The organism is Thermobifida halotolerans (genome assembly GCF_003574835.2).
Lineage (GTDB): Bacteria > Actinomycetota > Actinomycetes > Streptosporangiales > Streptosporangiaceae > Thermobifida > Thermobifida halotolerans.
In genome coordinates, this window is record NZ_CP063196.1 from 2,081,259 (window position 1) to 2,096,383 (window position 15,125).

Consider the following 15,125-nt stretch of genomic DNA (forward strand, 5'->3'; position numbering starts at 1 on the left):
ACTGCCGATGTGAACAGCTCGGTTGCCGAGTCACCCTCGATCGAGATCACCGAATACCTCCTGGGACGGCCACGCGTGCTGCGGACCGGACAGTTCGAGCAGCAGCCGCTCGGTACCACTCCCAGTGAGCGGTGATCCCTTCAACCGGATCAACCCGTGGCCGGTAGCCCAGCAGCGTGGAGGCTGCACCAAGATCCGCCTCAGAGGCAGAGACATCACCCGGACGGTCGGCCTCGTACCGAACGGGGACCGGATTCCCGACCACGGACTCAGCCACGGTCAGTACGTCGGAGACGCTGATGCTGTGGGGGCCGGCCACATTGACCACACAGGAGTCCGTCAGCGGACGGGTTCCCGCCAGGACCGTCGCCTCGACGGCGTCGTCCACGTAGGTGAAGTGCCGCCGCTGCGAGCCGTCCCCGAACACCATCAACGGGCACCTCGTGTACGCGGCCTCGAGCACGCGGGCCATCAGCATCGTCGGTCGCTGGCGCGGACCGTACACGGTGAAGTAGCGCAGGATGCAGACGTCGAAACCGGCTGCTGGGCGCTCCGCGTACGCCAGAGCCAGGCGCTCGGCGGCGAGTTTGGAGACCCCGTACGGCGACACCGGGTGGGGAAGGTCGTCGGTCAGCGACGGACGGCCCGTCGCTGATCCGTAGACGCTGGAGGACGATGCGATGACGACGCGCTGGACTCCTGCCGTTCGACATGCCTCCAACAGCCGTTGTGTTCCGAGGACGTTCGCGTGGACGTAGTCGGAGAAGCGGTTTCCCCAGGATTCCCGGACCCCGCTCATACCCGCGAGGTGGAACACCGTGTCCATCCCTCGCAGAATGGGGGCCAGGTCGTCGGTGGACAGGTCGCACCGCTCGAACACGAGACCGGTGCCCGGCATCGGAACCTCCTGACCACGCATCGCGGTCGGATCGTGTGCCGGGGGAACCCGGTCGAGCCCTACAACCCGCATGCCCTCGTGCACGAGGCGTTCCGCGAGGTGGAACCCGAGAAAGCCACTGATCCCCGTAACGGCGACACTTCTCGGTTGTTCGATGCCGATCATTGGCACCACCCCGTCAGCGTCATCACCTGGATCACCGTCGTGATCCCTCCTTCGTGGAAGTTCGTCGATGTCCTTGTGGCTGCGGGTCACGGAAACGACCTGGAGGAGCATGGAGAACGCTCTTCACCGAGTACACGCCGCAGCGGTTGTCTTCTCCAATCTGGTGGCGCGCTGGGACATGAGTCGAGATGCTGATGCGGACACCAGTCGCTGTCCGCTTGAGCGCTCACGGGAGGTGCCTCGATGCCGCAACCCCTGAAAACACTGCGACCAGGCCACTCAGTAAGAGACTGGTTCGGTGCGGAACTGCGCCACTGGCGGTTGGAACGTGGGCTGACACAGGCAGACCTCGGCCGACAGGTATGGACCAGTGGAAGCCTGATCGGCAAGATCGAGACCGCTGAGCGCGAATGTCCAGAGGACCTGGCCCGAAAGCTCGACGAGGTCCTCGGCACCGGAGGAGTCCTCGGCCGCGCGCAGGAACTCCTCAAGCATCGGCAGCCGCCGAAGCTGGCTCCGGCCCTGCGCCGCGAGGCCGCACCGTCGGGAACCGGCCTGGACGGTCCCTGTGGGCGTGGGACGGGGACGCGTCACCCGGCGCACGCGCCGCTCTCACAGCCCTTCCAGGTTCCTTCTTCGGTGGCGCCACGATTGAGATGGCAGTCCACGCTGCTTCACGCGACTCGGATCGCATCCTCGTCGAGACGCCGGAAGACCGGTTGGACCCGGTCCACCGGTACCGGCTGGTGATCGGTCTCAGCGAAGGTGGCCATCGGCAGATGGTCGCCTGGACGCGCGAAGGGCCCGGAGAACGCAGAGGGAGGGACGGCAAGGACTGGACGGCGTCCGGTTACGTGTCCCCGACGCCTACCTACTCGACGACCTCACGCTCGGAGTGCTGTGGGCGGTCAGCTCCCTGGACAGGGCACTCCTCTACGACGATGCCCTGATCACAGGGCTGAGGCGAGAACTCGACGCGTTCGCGCCCTTCCACCGGTCCTCTGCTGGCCGGGACATGGTCGCCGAACTGACTCCGGTCTCCCAACTGTGGATGGGTTCGGACTTCTGCGCCCGCTACATCCTCCGGCAGTCCGATCACCTCAACTCGACACCAGCCTTCTGGACCCGAGAACGCAGTGGAGAGGAGGCCAGTACCTGGCTGCTCTTCGCTCACAAGTACGACTACCTCCGAGCCCTCTCGAACCGGTTCCCGGCAGGCGCCACACGATCGTTCTGTGTTCCTGAAGCTGTGGTCGGCGACGCACCCCGAGCAGAGCGAATCCTATTCCTGCTTGCCGCAGCTCTCATGGAGTCCTTCGGTATCCGAGTTCAGGTGTCGGACGACCCTGTCTACGACACAGTGGAAGGGTTCGTTCTCGACCCAGGACAGCGGGCGATCGTCGCTAACTGGCTCGGCGCGGACGGCATCTGGAATGTGGACACTACTGACAGCGCGCCAACCGTACGCGAGTACACGGACGTCATCGAGTACGCGCATTCGCACTCAGTGATCAGTTCGCATACGCCAGGAAACCGATTGCAGGCCCTCGCTGACTACCTGAGTGTGGAATGGTCCTGGCTGGTGAGCCGGTGCGCGCAGGTCGGTGCCTACGGGTTCGGTGGGCTGGCCTCTCCATCCAGTCGCCTGTTGTCCACAGCGGGCGTCGACCGGGCTTGTCGATTCCTCGGTCAGGCCGGTTCCTCCGGACGTTAGGCTGCCCCCACAGAACCTGCGGTGAAGGGAGAACCGTGCCCACCAAGGAGTCTCGCCCCCGTGTGGCGGTGTTCGGACTGGGCGGCACCATCGCCATGACCTCAGACGGCGGGGGCGGTGTCGTCCCGGCTCTGTCTGCGGCGCAGCTCGTCGATGCCGTTCCCGGGCTGGCCGAGACCGGGGTCGACATCGAGGTCGAGGACTTCCGGCGTCTGCCCGGAGCCTCCCTGGGCTTCGCCGACCTGACCGAGCTGGCCGCGGAGATCGACAAGCGCCTGGCCTCGGGAACGGTGGATGGTGTCGTGGTCACCCAGGGCACCGACACCATCGAGGAGACCAGCTACCTGCTCGATGTGTTCCACACCGCGTCGCAGCCGGTGGTGGTGACCGGTGCGATGCGCAACCCGACCCTGGCCGGGGCGGATGGGCCCGCCAACCTGCTTGCCGCCGTTCAGACCGCTGCCCACCCCACCGCCCCGGACCAGGGCGTCCTGGTGGTGCTCGCCGACGAGATCCACGCCGCCAGCCGGGTGCGCAAGACCCACGCCACCAGCGGCTCCACCTTCTGCTCCCCCAACGGCGGCCCGCTCGGCTACATCGTCGAAGGCACCCCGCGCCTACTCAACCAGCTCACCAGCCGCCGCCCCACGCTCGACCTCACCAACCTGAGCACGGAGCCGCGAGTGGCCCTGGTGACCGTGTCCCTGGGCGACGACGGGCTGCTGCTCGACGGGCTGGCCGACCGGGTCGACGGCGCCGTCATCGCCGCGTTCGGCGTCGGACACGTCCCCCAGCGGATCGTGCCCGCACTCGAGGAGCTCGCCAGCCGGGTGCCGGTGGTGCTCGCCTCGCGCACCGGCGCCGGGTCCGGGCTCGCGACCACCTACGGTTTCCCCGGCTCCGAGAAGGACCTGCTTGAGCGCGGGCTGATCCGCGCCGGGTTCCTGGACCCGCTTAAAGCCCGGATCCTGCTCTGGGCACTGTTGGCCACCGGCTACGACCGCGCCGCCACCCTGGAGGCCTTCGCCACGGCGGGCGTCTACGCCGACTCCTAACCCTTCCACCCACCCCTCAGAGAAGAAGCGGAACCCGACGTGCGCAGCCACGAACTGACCCAGGGTCGGACCTTCGGCCTCGTCTTCGACCACGGGGAGGACTTCTTTACTTCCCTCACCGAGTTCTGCCGGTCCAACGACGTCCGCCAGGGCTACATTCCGGTCTTCATCGCCGGGTTCGCCCACGTCGACATCGTCGGCACCTGCGAGAAGCTCGCCGACCCGGCCGCGCCGGTCTGGTCCAAGGTCCAGCTGAGCAATGTCGAGGCCCTGGGCGGGGGCACTATCGCCTACGACGAGGCCACCGGCACCATTTCCCCGCACGTCCACGTCTCTGTCGGGCTGAAGGAGCACAGCGCGACGGGGCACACCAGCCACCTGCTCGGCGCCCAGGTCCAGTTCCTCACCGAGATGCTGCTCGTCGAGGTCGCATCACCGAAGATCCAGCGAGTCCCAAACCCCGACCTCTACGGTGTTCCGCTCCTCCATTTCGGAAGCGACAGCTGAAGCCCTGCGATGTAGGTGCAACGTAGACGGTCCCAAAGGAAATGGGTGTGGCGAGAGTCACATTCGCTATCGCTCTCTATCGAAGCAGGTAAGAGCGCACAGAGCGGTTCGTTGGTGTTCCTTCTGCGTGATTCTCACCCTGAACGTCGTGGGGTTCGGTCACGATGAACCGGTGAGATACGTGGTTTCAGTGGGCATGAAGATCTCGGAGGGCACCTCCGAGTTGGACCCTCTCCAGCGAGAGGGGCAGGCGCGCTGCTGCAGAACGTGCTTGGTTCCGTCGAGGGCGTCGAAGGCTCTGACGGAATGGGCATCCCCCTGGAAGACTTCGTCGTGGCCGTCCACCCTGGAGGCGCGATCCTCAAGGTATTCGTTGACGCTCCAGCGTTGGAGTTTGCGGAGGCAGCGGTCCATGAGCTCTGCCTGGAGCTGCTGGAACGCTCGGAGCTGCTTTCCGAGTGGACGATCGACCAGTGCGAAGTTCAGCTTCACCCGGAGCTCGCCCAAGAGAGCCTCGCCGCTGCGGACGGCCCCGATGTGCCTCCTGCCGATGTCGAGGGCGTGTTCTGGATCCTGGATGGGCTGCCGGGGCGCTTCGCGTATCAGTACGACACCTCGTTCGTTCGCCGTTTCCTCGTGGTATCTATCGCGATGACCGCACGATTCACTAGTAAAGGATCCCCCCTGCTGAGAGGGCGTCTGAAAAGGGTCAGGACGGGGCAGAATGGAGGAGGACCCTCCGCCTGGGGAGGCTGTCATGGCCGATCGACCCGCCTATCCCACTGATCTGTCGGATGCCGAGTGGGAGCTGACCGCCCCGCTCATCCCCGAGCCCAAGCGACGGCGGGTTCCGCCCCACCTGGGCACCCAAGGACCGCCCTGCGCCCCCGGTGCCGCGGTTCGCGGTGGTGCCCCGCCGCCGGGTGGTGGAGCGGACCTTCGCCTGGCCGGGCGAGTACCGGCGCACTGCCGAGGACCACGAGTACCTGGCCGCGCACTCCGAAAGCGTCCTCCACCTCGCGATGAGCCTCACCCTGCCCCACCGGATGGCGCGGGCACCGCCCTGCCCCTTTCCAAACACCCTCTGAGGGAGCGAAATTCACACGTGAACTACGGTGACCCGCTGGTTCTTGGGACGGTCAGGTTCCTCGACAAGTTGGTTCATGTCGCCGGGGTCGCTGGTCAGCAGCACCACGGGACGTGCTTGCTGCAGCGCGGTTACCGCGACCACGGCGTCGATCGCGTATCGGTGACCAGACAGTCCGGTTCTCCCGAGCAGTTCCCCCGAAGTCCGCGCGATCTCCGGCGTGACGGGAAGGACCGAGGTCCGTGACAGCACACGGTGGACGGCGGCATCGCGGCGAGGGTCGCCACGAAGCACCTCGGTCAAGGTGATCGCGCTGATCACCACCCGGGCGCCGCGCTTACGGGCGGTCTCCAGATGAGCCCGCACGTTCATCGCCAGTTGCGAGCTTGGACAGTCCTTCGCCGTCAAGAACGAGAGTCCCCCTCTCGACTAGTCGGCGTCCGGCCACGCCGCCTCCGCCTCCGCCAGGGCCTCCTCAGAAACCGGACCGTACTCGTCTTCGAGTAGGTCTGAGAGGTCGGCCAGCAGGTCCAACTCCAACTGGCGGGCGACAGCCTCAGTCACGTAGCTGCTGAGTCCGCCGGGTCTGACGCGTTCCCGGATCGCGGCGCTCAGGTCCTCGGGCATCGAGATGCTGACTTTACGGGTCCGACTGGTGGATCTGGGTGCGTTTGCCCGTTTCTGTCGAGTCATCAGAACCTCCTTGACCTGCCTCTCAAAGGCCCCAGAAGTCTTACCTGCGTCATGCAGGGCAAGAAGGACCGCAGCAAGGCCCGAAACTTGCGAGGACTCAGGGAGGTCATGACCGCCGTGTTCCTCTGATTCCGCAAGGACCTTGGATGTGTCACGGGATCTGACGGCTTTTGGTTTCATACGTCCGATATTTCACAACGGTGATGCCACCAATGGCAGTACCGTTGTGCCCGGTGTAGGAGGAGGGAAAACGGAGGAGTGCTCCGTCCCGGGGCGAAGCAGCTTGTTTTCGAGCCCCCGAAGCCACGGTCCCCGGAACGACCGGCAGCCACCTCCACAGGTCCCGCTCCACCGCATCGGGCCAGCAGACTCAGCCTGGCCTTGGGAGCGTGCTCCGGGTCTCTGAAAACCCGGCGCGGACGTCCGCCCACTGCCGCAGGACACCCCAGGACAACGGCGGGATCCTCTCCGAGGACCTCATGGCGCATACACGGCCTCGACGGTCAGACTGGCCGCATGAAAACTCTCTACCTCGCGCTCTCCGGCGCGTCCACCACCCCAGAGGAGACCGCCCCCGATCTGGTCCGCCTACTCCGGGACAAGGGGTGGCGGATCACCGTCCTCTGCACGCCGACAGGCACCCGCTTCCACGACCTCAACGCGCTGGAGGCCCTGACGGGGGAACCGGTACGTGTGGATTTCCGCCGCCCCGGCACCGGTAGGAGTCTGCCGGTGCCGGGGGCGGTCCTCGCGTGTCCCTGGTCGTTCAACAGTACGAACAAGACGGCTCTCGGTATCACGGACACGTTCGCCGTCGCGCTCGTCTGCGAGATGATCGGGCGCGGCGTGCCCACGTTCCTCGTTCCCAAGGCCGGTGACGGCCTTGCAGGCCACCCCGCATGGGACCGAGGCCTCCATCTTCTGAGAGAGGTCCCCCATGTCACCCTCATCCGCGACCCCGTCCGCAGTCTTCCGCAGTGGCGTCAGATCGCCGACACCCTTGCGGAGGCTGCCGTGCCGTAGGGTCTGCCCACGGGAGCGGCCACACAGATCCTCCGCGCTCTGGGGGGAGTCCTCACGGGGCCCTGAATTGCCTGACTGGAACGGTACTGCACCGCGTTGTCTTCGCTGCTGGCACCCGGCCGGTGCGCCGTTCTCCAGGAAGCGGACGGTGCTTCCGGTCCGTGCTCGGTCGGTGTGGGGGATGCCCGCGGGGTCGACAGCGGGCAGCAGGGGCTGTCTCTTTGCGGTCAGCCGTGAAGCGGAAACCGGGCCTGTGGCGGCCGATCCGCAAAGATCACGCGCGTCTCAGAGGGTGTTTGGAAAGGGGCAGGGCGGTGCCCGCGCCATCCGGTGGGGCAGGGTGAGGCTCATCGCGAGGTGGAGGACGCTTTCGGAGTGCGCGGTCAGGTACTCGTGGTCCTTGGCAGTGCGCCGGTACTTGCCCGGCCAGGCGAAGGTCTGCTCCACCACCCGGCGGCGGGGCACCACCGCGAACCGCGGTACCGGGGGCGCAGGGCGGTCCTTGGGTGCCCAGGTGGGGCGGAACCCGCCGTCGGCTCGGCGCACGATCTGGACTTGCACCCCGGGCGGTCGGGGGGCGCCCAGGCTGCCGGCCGCTCACCGGTGCAGCCCTGGCCGGCCCAGGCCAGGGCCAGTCCGGGCAGCTGTCGCGCTGCCCGGGCGAGCAGCACTTCGGTGCCGTCGCGGATCACCCAGACTCGCGGGGCTCACGCACGCGGCCAGGACGGTACCGCGGGTGTCGGCCAGCAGGTGGCGCTTGATCCCGCGGATCTTCTTGGCGCCGTCACAGCCGTGCGGGCCGCCGCGGTCGGTGGCCCGCGGGCTCCGGGAGTCGATGATGCCCGCGCTGGGCCGGGGGTGGCGTTTGACCCTTTTGACGTTCGCGTTGACGCAGCGGGAGGAGGATCCGTTCCCACCGGCCCTCGATGCGCCGCTGCCGCCAGTAGTGGTAGACCGTCTGCCAGGGCGGGAGGTGGTGGGGCGGCAGCCGCCACGCGCACTCGGACCGCGCCCCGTAGGCCAGCGCGTTGACGATCTCGTGCCGCTCGTGCAGCGCGGGGCGCCCACCGGGCTTGGGCGCGGGGATGAGCGGGGCGGTCAGCTCCCACTCGGCATCCGGCAGGTCCGTGGAGCAGGTGGGTCGACCGGCCATGACCGCCTCCCCGGCGTGGAGGACTCTCCTCCCAGCCTGCACCTGTTCGACCCTTTCCACACACCCTCTCAGGTGGCAGGGTCTGCGCGGGAAGGTTGACGGTCCCCTGCCCTTGACTTCCTCCCCGGCGGGGGCTGCGGTGCGCGCTGGCGCGCGATCCGCGTGGACGTCTTGTGCGGGAAGTCCTGCCGGGTGTGGCGGCCCCCGCGGCACACTCCCGCGCCCTCTTCCGGGCCGTGCGCCGCTGGTAGCGGGCCAGGCGGCAGGCCCTGCGGTCCAGGTGCCGGGTGAAGACCACGTACCAGCGCCCGTCCGGTTCCCGGGACACGACGACGGTGATCGGGTTGAGGCCAGCGAGACCGGCGTCGGGCCGCGACCACGACCCGAAGCGGACTCGTCCACTCGGTCGGCCACAGGTGCCCGTCCACGGGGCGTCAACCTCGGGTGGCGGGCCCGCTGGGCGGAGAAGTCGGCGAACGCGGCGTGTCGGCAGCTCAGCGTCTGCCGCAGCGGCGCCTGGGGTGGAAACGCCTGCTCTCCGCTGTGCTTCCACGCGGTCAGCGCGGCATCGGTCCGCCTGTGCGAGGTCTTCTCGCCGCACCGGTGGCAGGCGGTCTGCGGCCAGGGCCGTGCTCCCCACCGGGCGCACGCATCCGAGCAGGCAACCCACCGGGCCTGCTGTCGGGGTTCCGGGCAGGAGCGGCACTCCTACGCCACCCTCACACCCGGGAGAGGCATGTGTGAGACCGAGCGGGAGAAGTGCGGGTCGCCTCTCCGCCCGGAGACCGGGGCTCCCTCCGGAAGGCAGATGAAGGGGAGGCGCGCAGCCGTTCAGCGGCGGTGGTGAGGGCCTGTCTCCCGGGCCTGAGGGGGCGGGCTGCCGCACGACGGGGTGTGCGGTGGAGGGCGTCAGGACCTGACGGCGGCGACCGCCTCGTCCCAGAGGTCTTCGAGCGGCACGGTCCCGTTGCGGCGTACCCAGGTTTCGGTGGCCACGTCGAGGCAGGCCAGGGCGGTCGCGATGATCGCGGCGGCGCGGTGGATGGCGTCCGTCTCCTCAAGGCCCTCCAGGGTGCGCAGCCGCCGGGCCAGTTCAGGGGTGAGCATCTCCTGCCAGGCCAGGTGCTTTTCCAGGTGACGTGCGCGCAGGGACGGCGTCTGGAAAAGCATGCGGGCGATGCGCAGTTCGGTCCCGACGCTATCCCGGGCCTCGTCGCGCAGCGCCAGGAACGCGGCGCGGACGGCGGTCCAGGGTTCCTCTTCGGCTGGTCGTGCGGTCAGCGCGGAATGGACGCGGTGCCCCCGATCGATCAGGTCGCCCAGGACGACGTCCTCCTTGGTGGCGAAGTAGCGGAAGAACGAGCGTCGGGAGATCCCGGCGGCCTCGGCGATCTGGTCGACGGTGGTCGCCTCGAAACCGCGCTCGAGGAAGAGGGCCATACCGACTTCGGCGATCTCTCGGTGCACCGCGCGACGTGCGCGTTCCCGCAGACCGGGTTTGGCTTCTCCACTGCTCACACGGCCACCCTACAAGGCAATGCACCACACGCCGAACATGGCATCGAGTGCCATGTTTGGCGTACAGTGTCGGCATGGCTGTCGACCACTCCTCCCAGACCACGCTCATCACCGGTGCCAGCTCCGGAATCGGTGCGGCCCTGGCCCGCAGGCTCGCCGAACGCGGCACCGACCTGGTCCTCGTCGCCCGACGCACCGAACGACTGGACGCCTTGGCCACCGAACTGCGCGAGACGCACGGTGTCCGGGTCGAAACCGTGCCCGCCGACCTCGGCCGTCCGGGGGCGGGCCGGGACCTGGCCGCTGAGGTGGACCGCCGTGGCGTCCGCGTGACCAGCCTGGTCAACAACGCGGGGGTCGGTTCGGACGGCGCTTTCGCCGACCAGGACCCCGCCGAACTCGAGGCGCTGCTCACGCTCAACGTCGTCGCCCTCGTCGACATCACCCGGGCGTTCATCGACCGGCTGAGCCGGGGCCAGGGCGGATACCTGGTCAACATCGCGAGCGCGGCCGCCTACCAACCGATCCCCGGCATGGCCGTCTACGCGGCGAGCAAGGCGTTCGTGCTGAACTTCACCGAGGCGCTGTGGTGGGAGACCCGTGGGAGCGGGCTGCGCACCCTGGCGTTCTCCCCAGGACTGACCCGCTCGGAGTTCTTCGACGCGATCGGCACCGAGGGATACGGGAACGGCTTCCAGACCCCCGACGAGGTCGCCCAGGCCCTGGTTCGCGCCCTCGACCGGCGCAGGTCCGTGCCGAGCGCGGTGTCCCGGGCGAGTACCGCCGTCTCCGCGGGGCTGAGCCGGCTCCTCGGCCGCAGGACCGCTGTTTCGGCCACGGCGCGGATGGCGGGTTCGGCCGCCCTGATGGGTAAGCGGCGCCCTGTCACGACGTGAACAGGCGCCATTCCCACCGGCCACCACAGACGGGGAGCGGCGGTTGTCCACGGATCGGCTCTCGTCGGCCGGTGGCCTGGATCTGTGCTCCTGACCAGGTTGACCGTGGTGCTGGGCGGCCTCTTGCGGCCCGCTGCGGCTTGGTCCGGTTTGCCTGGGGTCACGAGGCCGTGGGTTCACACGTCCCCGACAGTAGGCGGGCGCTCACCCGGGAGAGCGCCCGTTCGTCGTTGCACGAGGAAGGCCGGTCGCGGCAGCGGCGCACATCAGCGCCGTGACCGGTCCTCATCACTTCCTGGACAGCCCTTCGGGGCCGCCGTCCTGCACGCGTGCATCGCGTCAGCGATTCCGTCCGAGCCGCCAGGACCATGAATGCCGGTGGGCCGGCCCGACCACCGGGCCTCTCGGCGGTCGGGCCGGGCTCCCGGGGGTCGCTCGGGTAGGTGGGTGTGCCCGTCGCGCGGTGTCGGGTGCCGGAGGCGGCCGTGTCGCCGACCGGGCCGCCCGGATCTCACTGCTCGGGCGCTCCTCCGCCGCCTGGCCGCGGCTGCGGGAGAACCGGGCCCCGGGCCCGCGGTGGACTCCCTCAGCAGAAGGCGCGCAGGGAGGCGTCCAAGCCGGCCATGAGTTGCGTGACACGGCTCCTGCCGGTCGGCGCGGGTGGGTACCGGCGAAGGACGTCGACCAGGACCGGTGTGGCCCGCTTCCGAGCCTGCTCGACCAGTCGGGTTCCAACGGCCGGATCGCCGCCCGCGTGCAACTCGGCTGCGCGCGCCGCGCACGCGGCGGCGCGCAGAATGTGGCCCACCTGGGTGGCTTTCGCGATCGGGTGCAGGTACGCGGCGGACGCGGCATCGCCGGCGGCGCGTGCGGCCAGACGTGCGGCCTCGGTGGCCGCCTCCTTCGCCGCCCGGTGCGCGTCCAGCGAGGCGACGCGCTGCCACCTGGTCCTTCTCGCGCCGTTGGCGAACTCCCAGGCGGCGTCGACGGCCGCTCGGGGCCGGGGATCACCGGGCACGGCGTCCTCGAATACGGGGAGGACTTCCTGCGCGCTCTCAGCCGCGTAGCGCGCCACAACCCGCAGCTCGTCCATCGTCAACTCGAAGTCCCCGGACACGACCGCCATGGCCCCGATTCTGCCAGGGGCGCAAACCCCCGGCCACCGACAGCGCGACGTGGACCGCCTACCAGCGGAGCAGTTCCACCGCGATCGGCGCCGACGCCTCCTGCGGCACGACGGCCGGGGTCGCCACGGCCACGGCGTTGGGCACGGTCACCGCCAGCAGTCCCGCGAGCTTCGCGGTGTACAGCCGCAGCCAGCCGGGCACCGCGGCGAGTGCCACCCGCGATTGGCCGTGGTGGTACCCGCTGGCGGCCGCGAAGACCGCGACGCAGGCCCCTGGACCGCAGTACCTCACGCCCTCCGGTTTCGAAAGCCTGCCGCCACCGCCACGCCGACATCCACGCCCCCGGTAGCGGGCGGCCACCTGTGCGGTGAGGTCCTCGACCGTCATCATCGGTATAAACCGCCACCGGCGGCCGCACCAGGCAGCACACAACCCCGTGGAAGCCCGGCCAGGGAACTGTTCCTGCGACCAGGCCGACCCCGTGGACTTCAGGTGATTTTTGTGGTTTCGCCCTCAGAGCGCCGCGGGTTGGCGCACATTTCCGCGCCGGGGCAGGGCGCTGTCTCGGGCAGAATTTCCAGAGCGCCCAAGGGAGCACGGCACGGCCAGCTCCTAGAACGACGACGGCTGGCTGCCGTGGAGGCGCTTTTCTCGGCCGGGGCCGCTAGACGTGCATGGTGTTACATACTGCGCTCTGGTGCGGTGAGGACACGGTCAGGGCCAAAGGTCGGGCGACAGCAGTCTGGTCGCCTCGATCGGTGGAAGCCCGTCATCCAGTTCGCGCAACCGCCGGTAGAGCTGACGCATATCTGCTTTGCCTGCAATGCGCTTCTTCTGTGCCGCGCGTTCCAAGACGGTCAGCGTGCTGGCCAGGGTGATCGATCCCACTGGGCGTCCGCTGCGCCGGAGCCGCTTGAGGCGGTCGATCTCCGAGGTGGCGGTCCGTGCCCCTTGCCCGTCGTCGATGAGCACGGTCACCTTCTGGCCTGTTTCGGCGGTAACGACCGCGTGGGCGATGACCATGATCTCGCCCAGGTCCTTGGGGCGCTTCAGCCGTTCGGCCATGGGCTGGTGGGTGATGCGCTGGACGACGGCCGCGAGTTCGGGAGTCTGGTCGTCGGACAGGATCTGCATCCAGTCAGGGGTCAGCTTCCTCCAGACCTTCTCGGCACTACGGAAGCGCTTGTCCCGCCGGGACTTGTCCAGCACCTCGTCCTGCACGGTCTCCGGGGCGCTGAGCCTGCCCAGAACGCTGATGAGGAGACGCTCTTGGTTGATGGAGAGGAAGTTCAGGCCGGGGCCGGCGTCGATGATCGGCCGGTGGCTCATTCGCGTTCTCTCGTTGTCGTGTCGGGGGGTTCGGGGGTGTGGTCGGGCGTGTTGAGAGCTTCGTCCAAAGCCGCGAGGTCCACTTCAACGTCCGGTAGTTCGGTGGGGTCGGCCCACACGACCGGCCGTTCGCACGGAACCACTCCCGCCTCCCGCAGCTCCGTTTCGGCTTCCTGCCGGGTGATGCCGCGAAGCGTGGCGATGGCCTGTATGGACAGCGCGCCTTCGGCGTAGGCTCTGACGGCTCGGGCGAGCAGCCGCTGCGGGGCCCTGCGCCGAGCGGATTCGTCCTGGAGGGCGCGGTACTGGTCGCTCCATCCGAACCGCGTGGCCAACTGCGGCGTGGTGAGTGACAACCACTCCTGTTTGGTGGCATCATCGATGTATTCCGCCTGGTACAGCGCGATCGCGGCAATCTTGGGTGAAACCAGGAAGCGCTGAACGGTCTCGGAGAGCACGGACTGGGTCAGCGATCCTCGCTCCCCGAGGAATTGACGCAGACCCTCGATCGGGATGAGCAGGTGCCGGGCGAAGGCGTCGGCTCGGATCTCTTCAGGAGACCGGTGACTCCAGCCGCCCGCCGTACTGTCCGTCACGTCTGCGAACAGGACGTGGCCGAGTTCGTGGGCAAGCGTGCTGCGCTGCCGCATCGGATTGCGGGTGCACGCGACGCCGATGAACACGGCGTCGCGTTGCGGGTCCCGCATCATCAGGCCGTGTTGATCCTGGTCGGCGTCGAGTATGGCCACGTCGATCCCCGTGGCCTGCTCGATGATCGCCACGAGGTCACCCAACGGCTGCACGCCCAGGTTCTGCTGACTGCGGAACCGTTCGGCAGCGGCGCGGCCTTCGGCTTCAGCACTCACAGTTCTTCGGCCCCGTTTCAGATCGTGGCGGGAATGGCCTGGTCGTCCAGGTAGGCGTCCAGTTCCAGGAAGTCCAGCAGTGCCTGGCGCATGTCGCTCATGTCGGAGCCGTTGGTGGCGCGGGCCGCGCACTGTACACGCTCGGACACCGCCCCGGTTCCGGTGAGTTGGGCGACCGTTTGCCCGGTCTCCCACGCGATCGCCACGAGTTCCGGCATCTTCGCCGCCCGGTCCCCGGAAATGATCCGGGACAGGGTGGACTGCGAGATACCCGTGGCGTCAGCGAGGGCGCGCTGGCTCAGACCCGCTGTCGCACGGGCGCGTTCGATTCGCGCGCCGATGTCCGCCGTTGCCATCGTCACCACCCCACCAGTCTGAATCACTTTGCTCGAACCTGATTCAAGTATAGGCGTACGCCCTGTACCGCGCCACGGTCCGAACGGCCGGACACGCCCCCTCACCGACACCACATGTGTTGAGCCCCGTCCCCGGTCGAGCGGGGCCGTCCGAGCAACCGCCTCACCCGGCGGCCGACCACCCGCGCAGCCCACGCGCGCCGTCCGGGGCAGGAGTCCGGGTGTAGAAGAGAGTAGCCGCCCGCCACCCCCGCGAGGACCGCCGCGGCGAGGACTGGGACGAGTCCGGTGGCGCTGTAGGCCCGGGGTGCCCACCAGGCTCAGACTGGCCTCGTGCGGCAGCAGCCGGATCACCTCCGGCACCTGGAACACGCCGGTGGCGACCAGGGCGGGCGCCAGTACCGGGACCGCCAGCGGCGCCACCACGTTGCGCGTGATGATCGCGAGGCCGAAGCCGGCCACCGACAGCGCGACGTGGAACGCCTACCAGCGGAGCAGTTCCACCGCGATCGGCGCCGACGCCTCCTGCGGCACGACGGCCGGGGTCGCCACGGCCACGGCGTTGGGCACGGTCATCGCCAGCAGTCCCGCGAGCTTCGCGGTGTACAGCCGCAGCCGGCCGGGCACCGCGGCGAGTGTCACCCGCGGTTGGCCGTGGTGGTACCCGCTGCCGGCCGCGACGCAGACGAACACGTGGACCGGCGCCATCATCACGCCGTCGAGATCGGACAGCGCCAC

The 15,125-nt window shown here is 68.7% G+C and carries 20 protein-coding genes; 8 read left to right on the forward strand and 12 right to left on the reverse strand.

Annotated features, from left to right (window positions below; genetic code table 11):
• Positions 1–46 precede the first annotated feature (46 nt).
• Positions 47–1,174: an NAD-dependent epimerase/dehydratase family protein gene (locus NI17_RS09245; RefSeq protein WP_199860049.1), complete on the reverse strand. Its 1,128-nt coding sequence runs from the start codon at positions 1,172–1,174 to the stop codon at positions 47–49.
• Positions 1,175–1,306: 132 nt separating this feature from the next.
• Between NI17_RS09245 and NI17_RS09250 the strand changes: the two genes are divergently transcribed.
• The 6 genes from NI17_RS09250 to NI17_RS09275 all read left to right on the forward strand — a co-directional run bounded on the left by NI17_RS09250 (position 1,307) and on the right by NI17_RS09275 (position 5,427).
• Complete coding sequence (locus tag NI17_RS09250; RefSeq protein ID WP_084012622.1) at positions 1,307–1,813, forward strand: helix-turn-helix transcriptional regulator; 507 nt, start codon at positions 1,307–1,309, stop codon at positions 1,811–1,813.
• A gap of 145 nt (positions 1,814–1,958) precedes the next feature.
• Positions 1,959–2,777: a hypothetical protein gene (locus tag NI17_RS09255; protein ID WP_068691637.1), complete on the forward strand. Its 819-nt coding sequence runs from the start codon at positions 1,959–1,961 to the stop codon at positions 2,775–2,777.
• 62 nt (positions 2,778–2,839) lie between these two features.
• On the forward strand, positions 2,840–3,832 hold the full coding sequence (locus NI17_RS09260; RefSeq protein WP_068691634.1) for an asparaginase: 993 nt from the start codon (positions 2,840–2,842) through the stop codon (positions 3,830–3,832).
• Positions 3,833–3,871: 39 nt separating this feature from the next.
• Positions 3,872–4,339, forward strand: coding sequence for a PPC domain-containing DNA-binding protein (locus NI17_RS09265; protein ID WP_068691632.1), 468 nt, complete (start codon positions 3,872–3,874; stop codon positions 4,337–4,339).
• A gap of 306 nt (positions 4,340–4,645) precedes the next feature.
• On the forward strand, positions 4,646–5,125 hold the full coding sequence (locus NI17_RS09270) for a hypothetical protein (RefSeq protein ID WP_199860048.1): 480 nt from the start codon (positions 4,646–4,648) through the stop codon (positions 5,123–5,125).
• A 122-nt stretch (positions 5,126–5,247) separates the two neighbouring features.
• The gene (locus tag NI17_RS09275; protein ID WP_199860047.1) at positions 5,248–5,427 is read left to right on the forward strand and encodes a transposase; all 180 of its coding nucleotides are present in this window, start codon (positions 5,248–5,250) and stop codon (positions 5,425–5,427) included.
• A gap of 11 nt (positions 5,428–5,438) precedes the next feature.
• Here NI17_RS09275 and NI17_RS09280 read toward each other — a convergent pair whose 3' ends face one another.
• Together NI17_RS09280 and NI17_RS24435 are read right to left on the reverse strand one after the other, a co-directional pair.
• A complete protein-coding gene (locus NI17_RS09280; protein WP_234401949.1) occupies positions 5,439–5,834 on the reverse strand; it encodes a type II toxin-antitoxin system VapC family toxin in 396 nt (131 codons plus the stop codon).
• Between the two features lie 21 nt (positions 5,835–5,855).
• Positions 5,856–6,299 carry an HD domain-containing protein gene (locus NI17_RS24435; RefSeq protein WP_084012621.1) on the reverse strand — a complete coding sequence of 148 codons (444 nt, stop codon included), beginning with the start codon at positions 6,297–6,299 and terminating at the stop codon, positions 5,856–5,858.
• Positions 6,300–6,635: 336 nt separating this feature from the next.
• Here NI17_RS24435 and NI17_RS09290 point away from each other — a divergent pair, with 336 nt between their 5' ends.
• Entirely contained in the window at positions 6,636–7,142 is a 507-nt protein-coding gene (locus NI17_RS09290) for a flavoprotein (protein ID WP_068691626.1), read from the forward strand.
• A 285-nt stretch (positions 7,143–7,427) separates the two neighbouring features.
• Here the strand turns inward: NI17_RS09290 and NI17_RS09295 are convergent, their stop codons facing one another.
• From NI17_RS09295 to NI17_RS09305, 3 genes are all read right to left on the reverse strand, one after another.
• Positions 7,428–7,688 (reverse strand): transposase, encoded by a 261-nt coding sequence (locus NI17_RS09295; RefSeq protein WP_199860046.1) that lies wholly within the window; start codon positions 7,686–7,688, stop codon positions 7,428–7,430.
• Between the two features lie 238 nt (positions 7,689–7,926).
• On the reverse strand, positions 7,927–8,295 hold the full coding sequence (locus tag NI17_RS09300; protein WP_199860045.1) for a transposase: 369 nt from the start codon (positions 8,293–8,295) through the stop codon (positions 7,927–7,929).
• A 909-nt stretch (positions 8,296–9,204) separates the two neighbouring features.
• Entirely contained in the window at positions 9,205–9,813 is a 609-nt protein-coding gene (locus NI17_RS09305) for a TetR family transcriptional regulator (RefSeq protein ID WP_084012620.1), read from the reverse strand.
• 74 nt (positions 9,814–9,887) lie between these two features.
• Between NI17_RS09305 and NI17_RS09310 the strand changes: the two genes are divergently transcribed.
• Positions 9,888–10,709 (forward strand): SDR family NAD(P)-dependent oxidoreductase, encoded by an 822-nt coding sequence (locus NI17_RS09310; protein ID WP_068691622.1) that lies wholly within the window; start codon positions 9,888–9,890, stop codon positions 10,707–10,709.
• A 586-nt stretch (positions 10,710–11,295) separates the two neighbouring features.
• Here the strand turns inward: NI17_RS09310 and NI17_RS09315 are convergent.
• The 6 genes from NI17_RS09315 to NI17_RS09340 all read right to left on the reverse strand — a co-directional run bounded on the left by NI17_RS09315 (position 11,296) and on the right by NI17_RS09340 (position 15,125).
• Positions 11,296–11,835 carry a putative immunity protein gene (locus NI17_RS09315; RefSeq protein ID WP_068691620.1) on the reverse strand — a complete coding sequence of 180 codons (540 nt, stop codon included), beginning with the start codon at positions 11,833–11,835 and terminating at the stop codon, positions 11,296–11,298.
• A 58-nt stretch (positions 11,836–11,893) separates the two neighbouring features.
• Complete coding sequence (locus tag NI17_RS09320) at positions 11,894–12,127, reverse strand: hypothetical protein (RefSeq protein WP_119268094.1); 234 nt, start codon at positions 12,125–12,127, stop codon at positions 11,894–11,896.
• Positions 12,128–12,550: 423 nt separating this feature from the next.
• The gene (locus NI17_RS09325; protein WP_068694310.1) at positions 12,551–13,165 is read right to left on the reverse strand and encodes a PIN domain-containing protein; all 615 of its coding nucleotides are present in this window, start codon (positions 13,163–13,165) and stop codon (positions 12,551–12,553) included.
• Positions 13,162–14,031: an ImmA/IrrE family metallo-endopeptidase gene (locus NI17_RS09330; RefSeq protein WP_068694308.1), complete on the reverse strand. Its 870-nt coding sequence runs from the start codon at positions 14,029–14,031 to the stop codon at positions 13,162–13,164. The genes NI17_RS09325 and NI17_RS09330 overlap by 4 nt, the downstream gene beginning before the upstream one ends.
• Before the next feature lie 17 nt (positions 14,032–14,048).
• Positions 14,049–14,387 (reverse strand): helix-turn-helix domain-containing protein, encoded by a 339-nt coding sequence (locus NI17_RS09335; RefSeq protein WP_068694312.1) that lies wholly within the window; start codon positions 14,385–14,387, stop codon positions 14,049–14,051.
• Positions 14,388–14,870: 483 nt separating this feature from the next.
• Positions 14,871–15,125 carry a hypothetical protein gene (locus NI17_RS09340; RefSeq protein WP_119268095.1) on the reverse strand — a complete coding sequence of 85 codons (255 nt, stop codon included), beginning with the start codon at positions 15,123–15,125 and terminating at the stop codon, positions 14,871–14,873.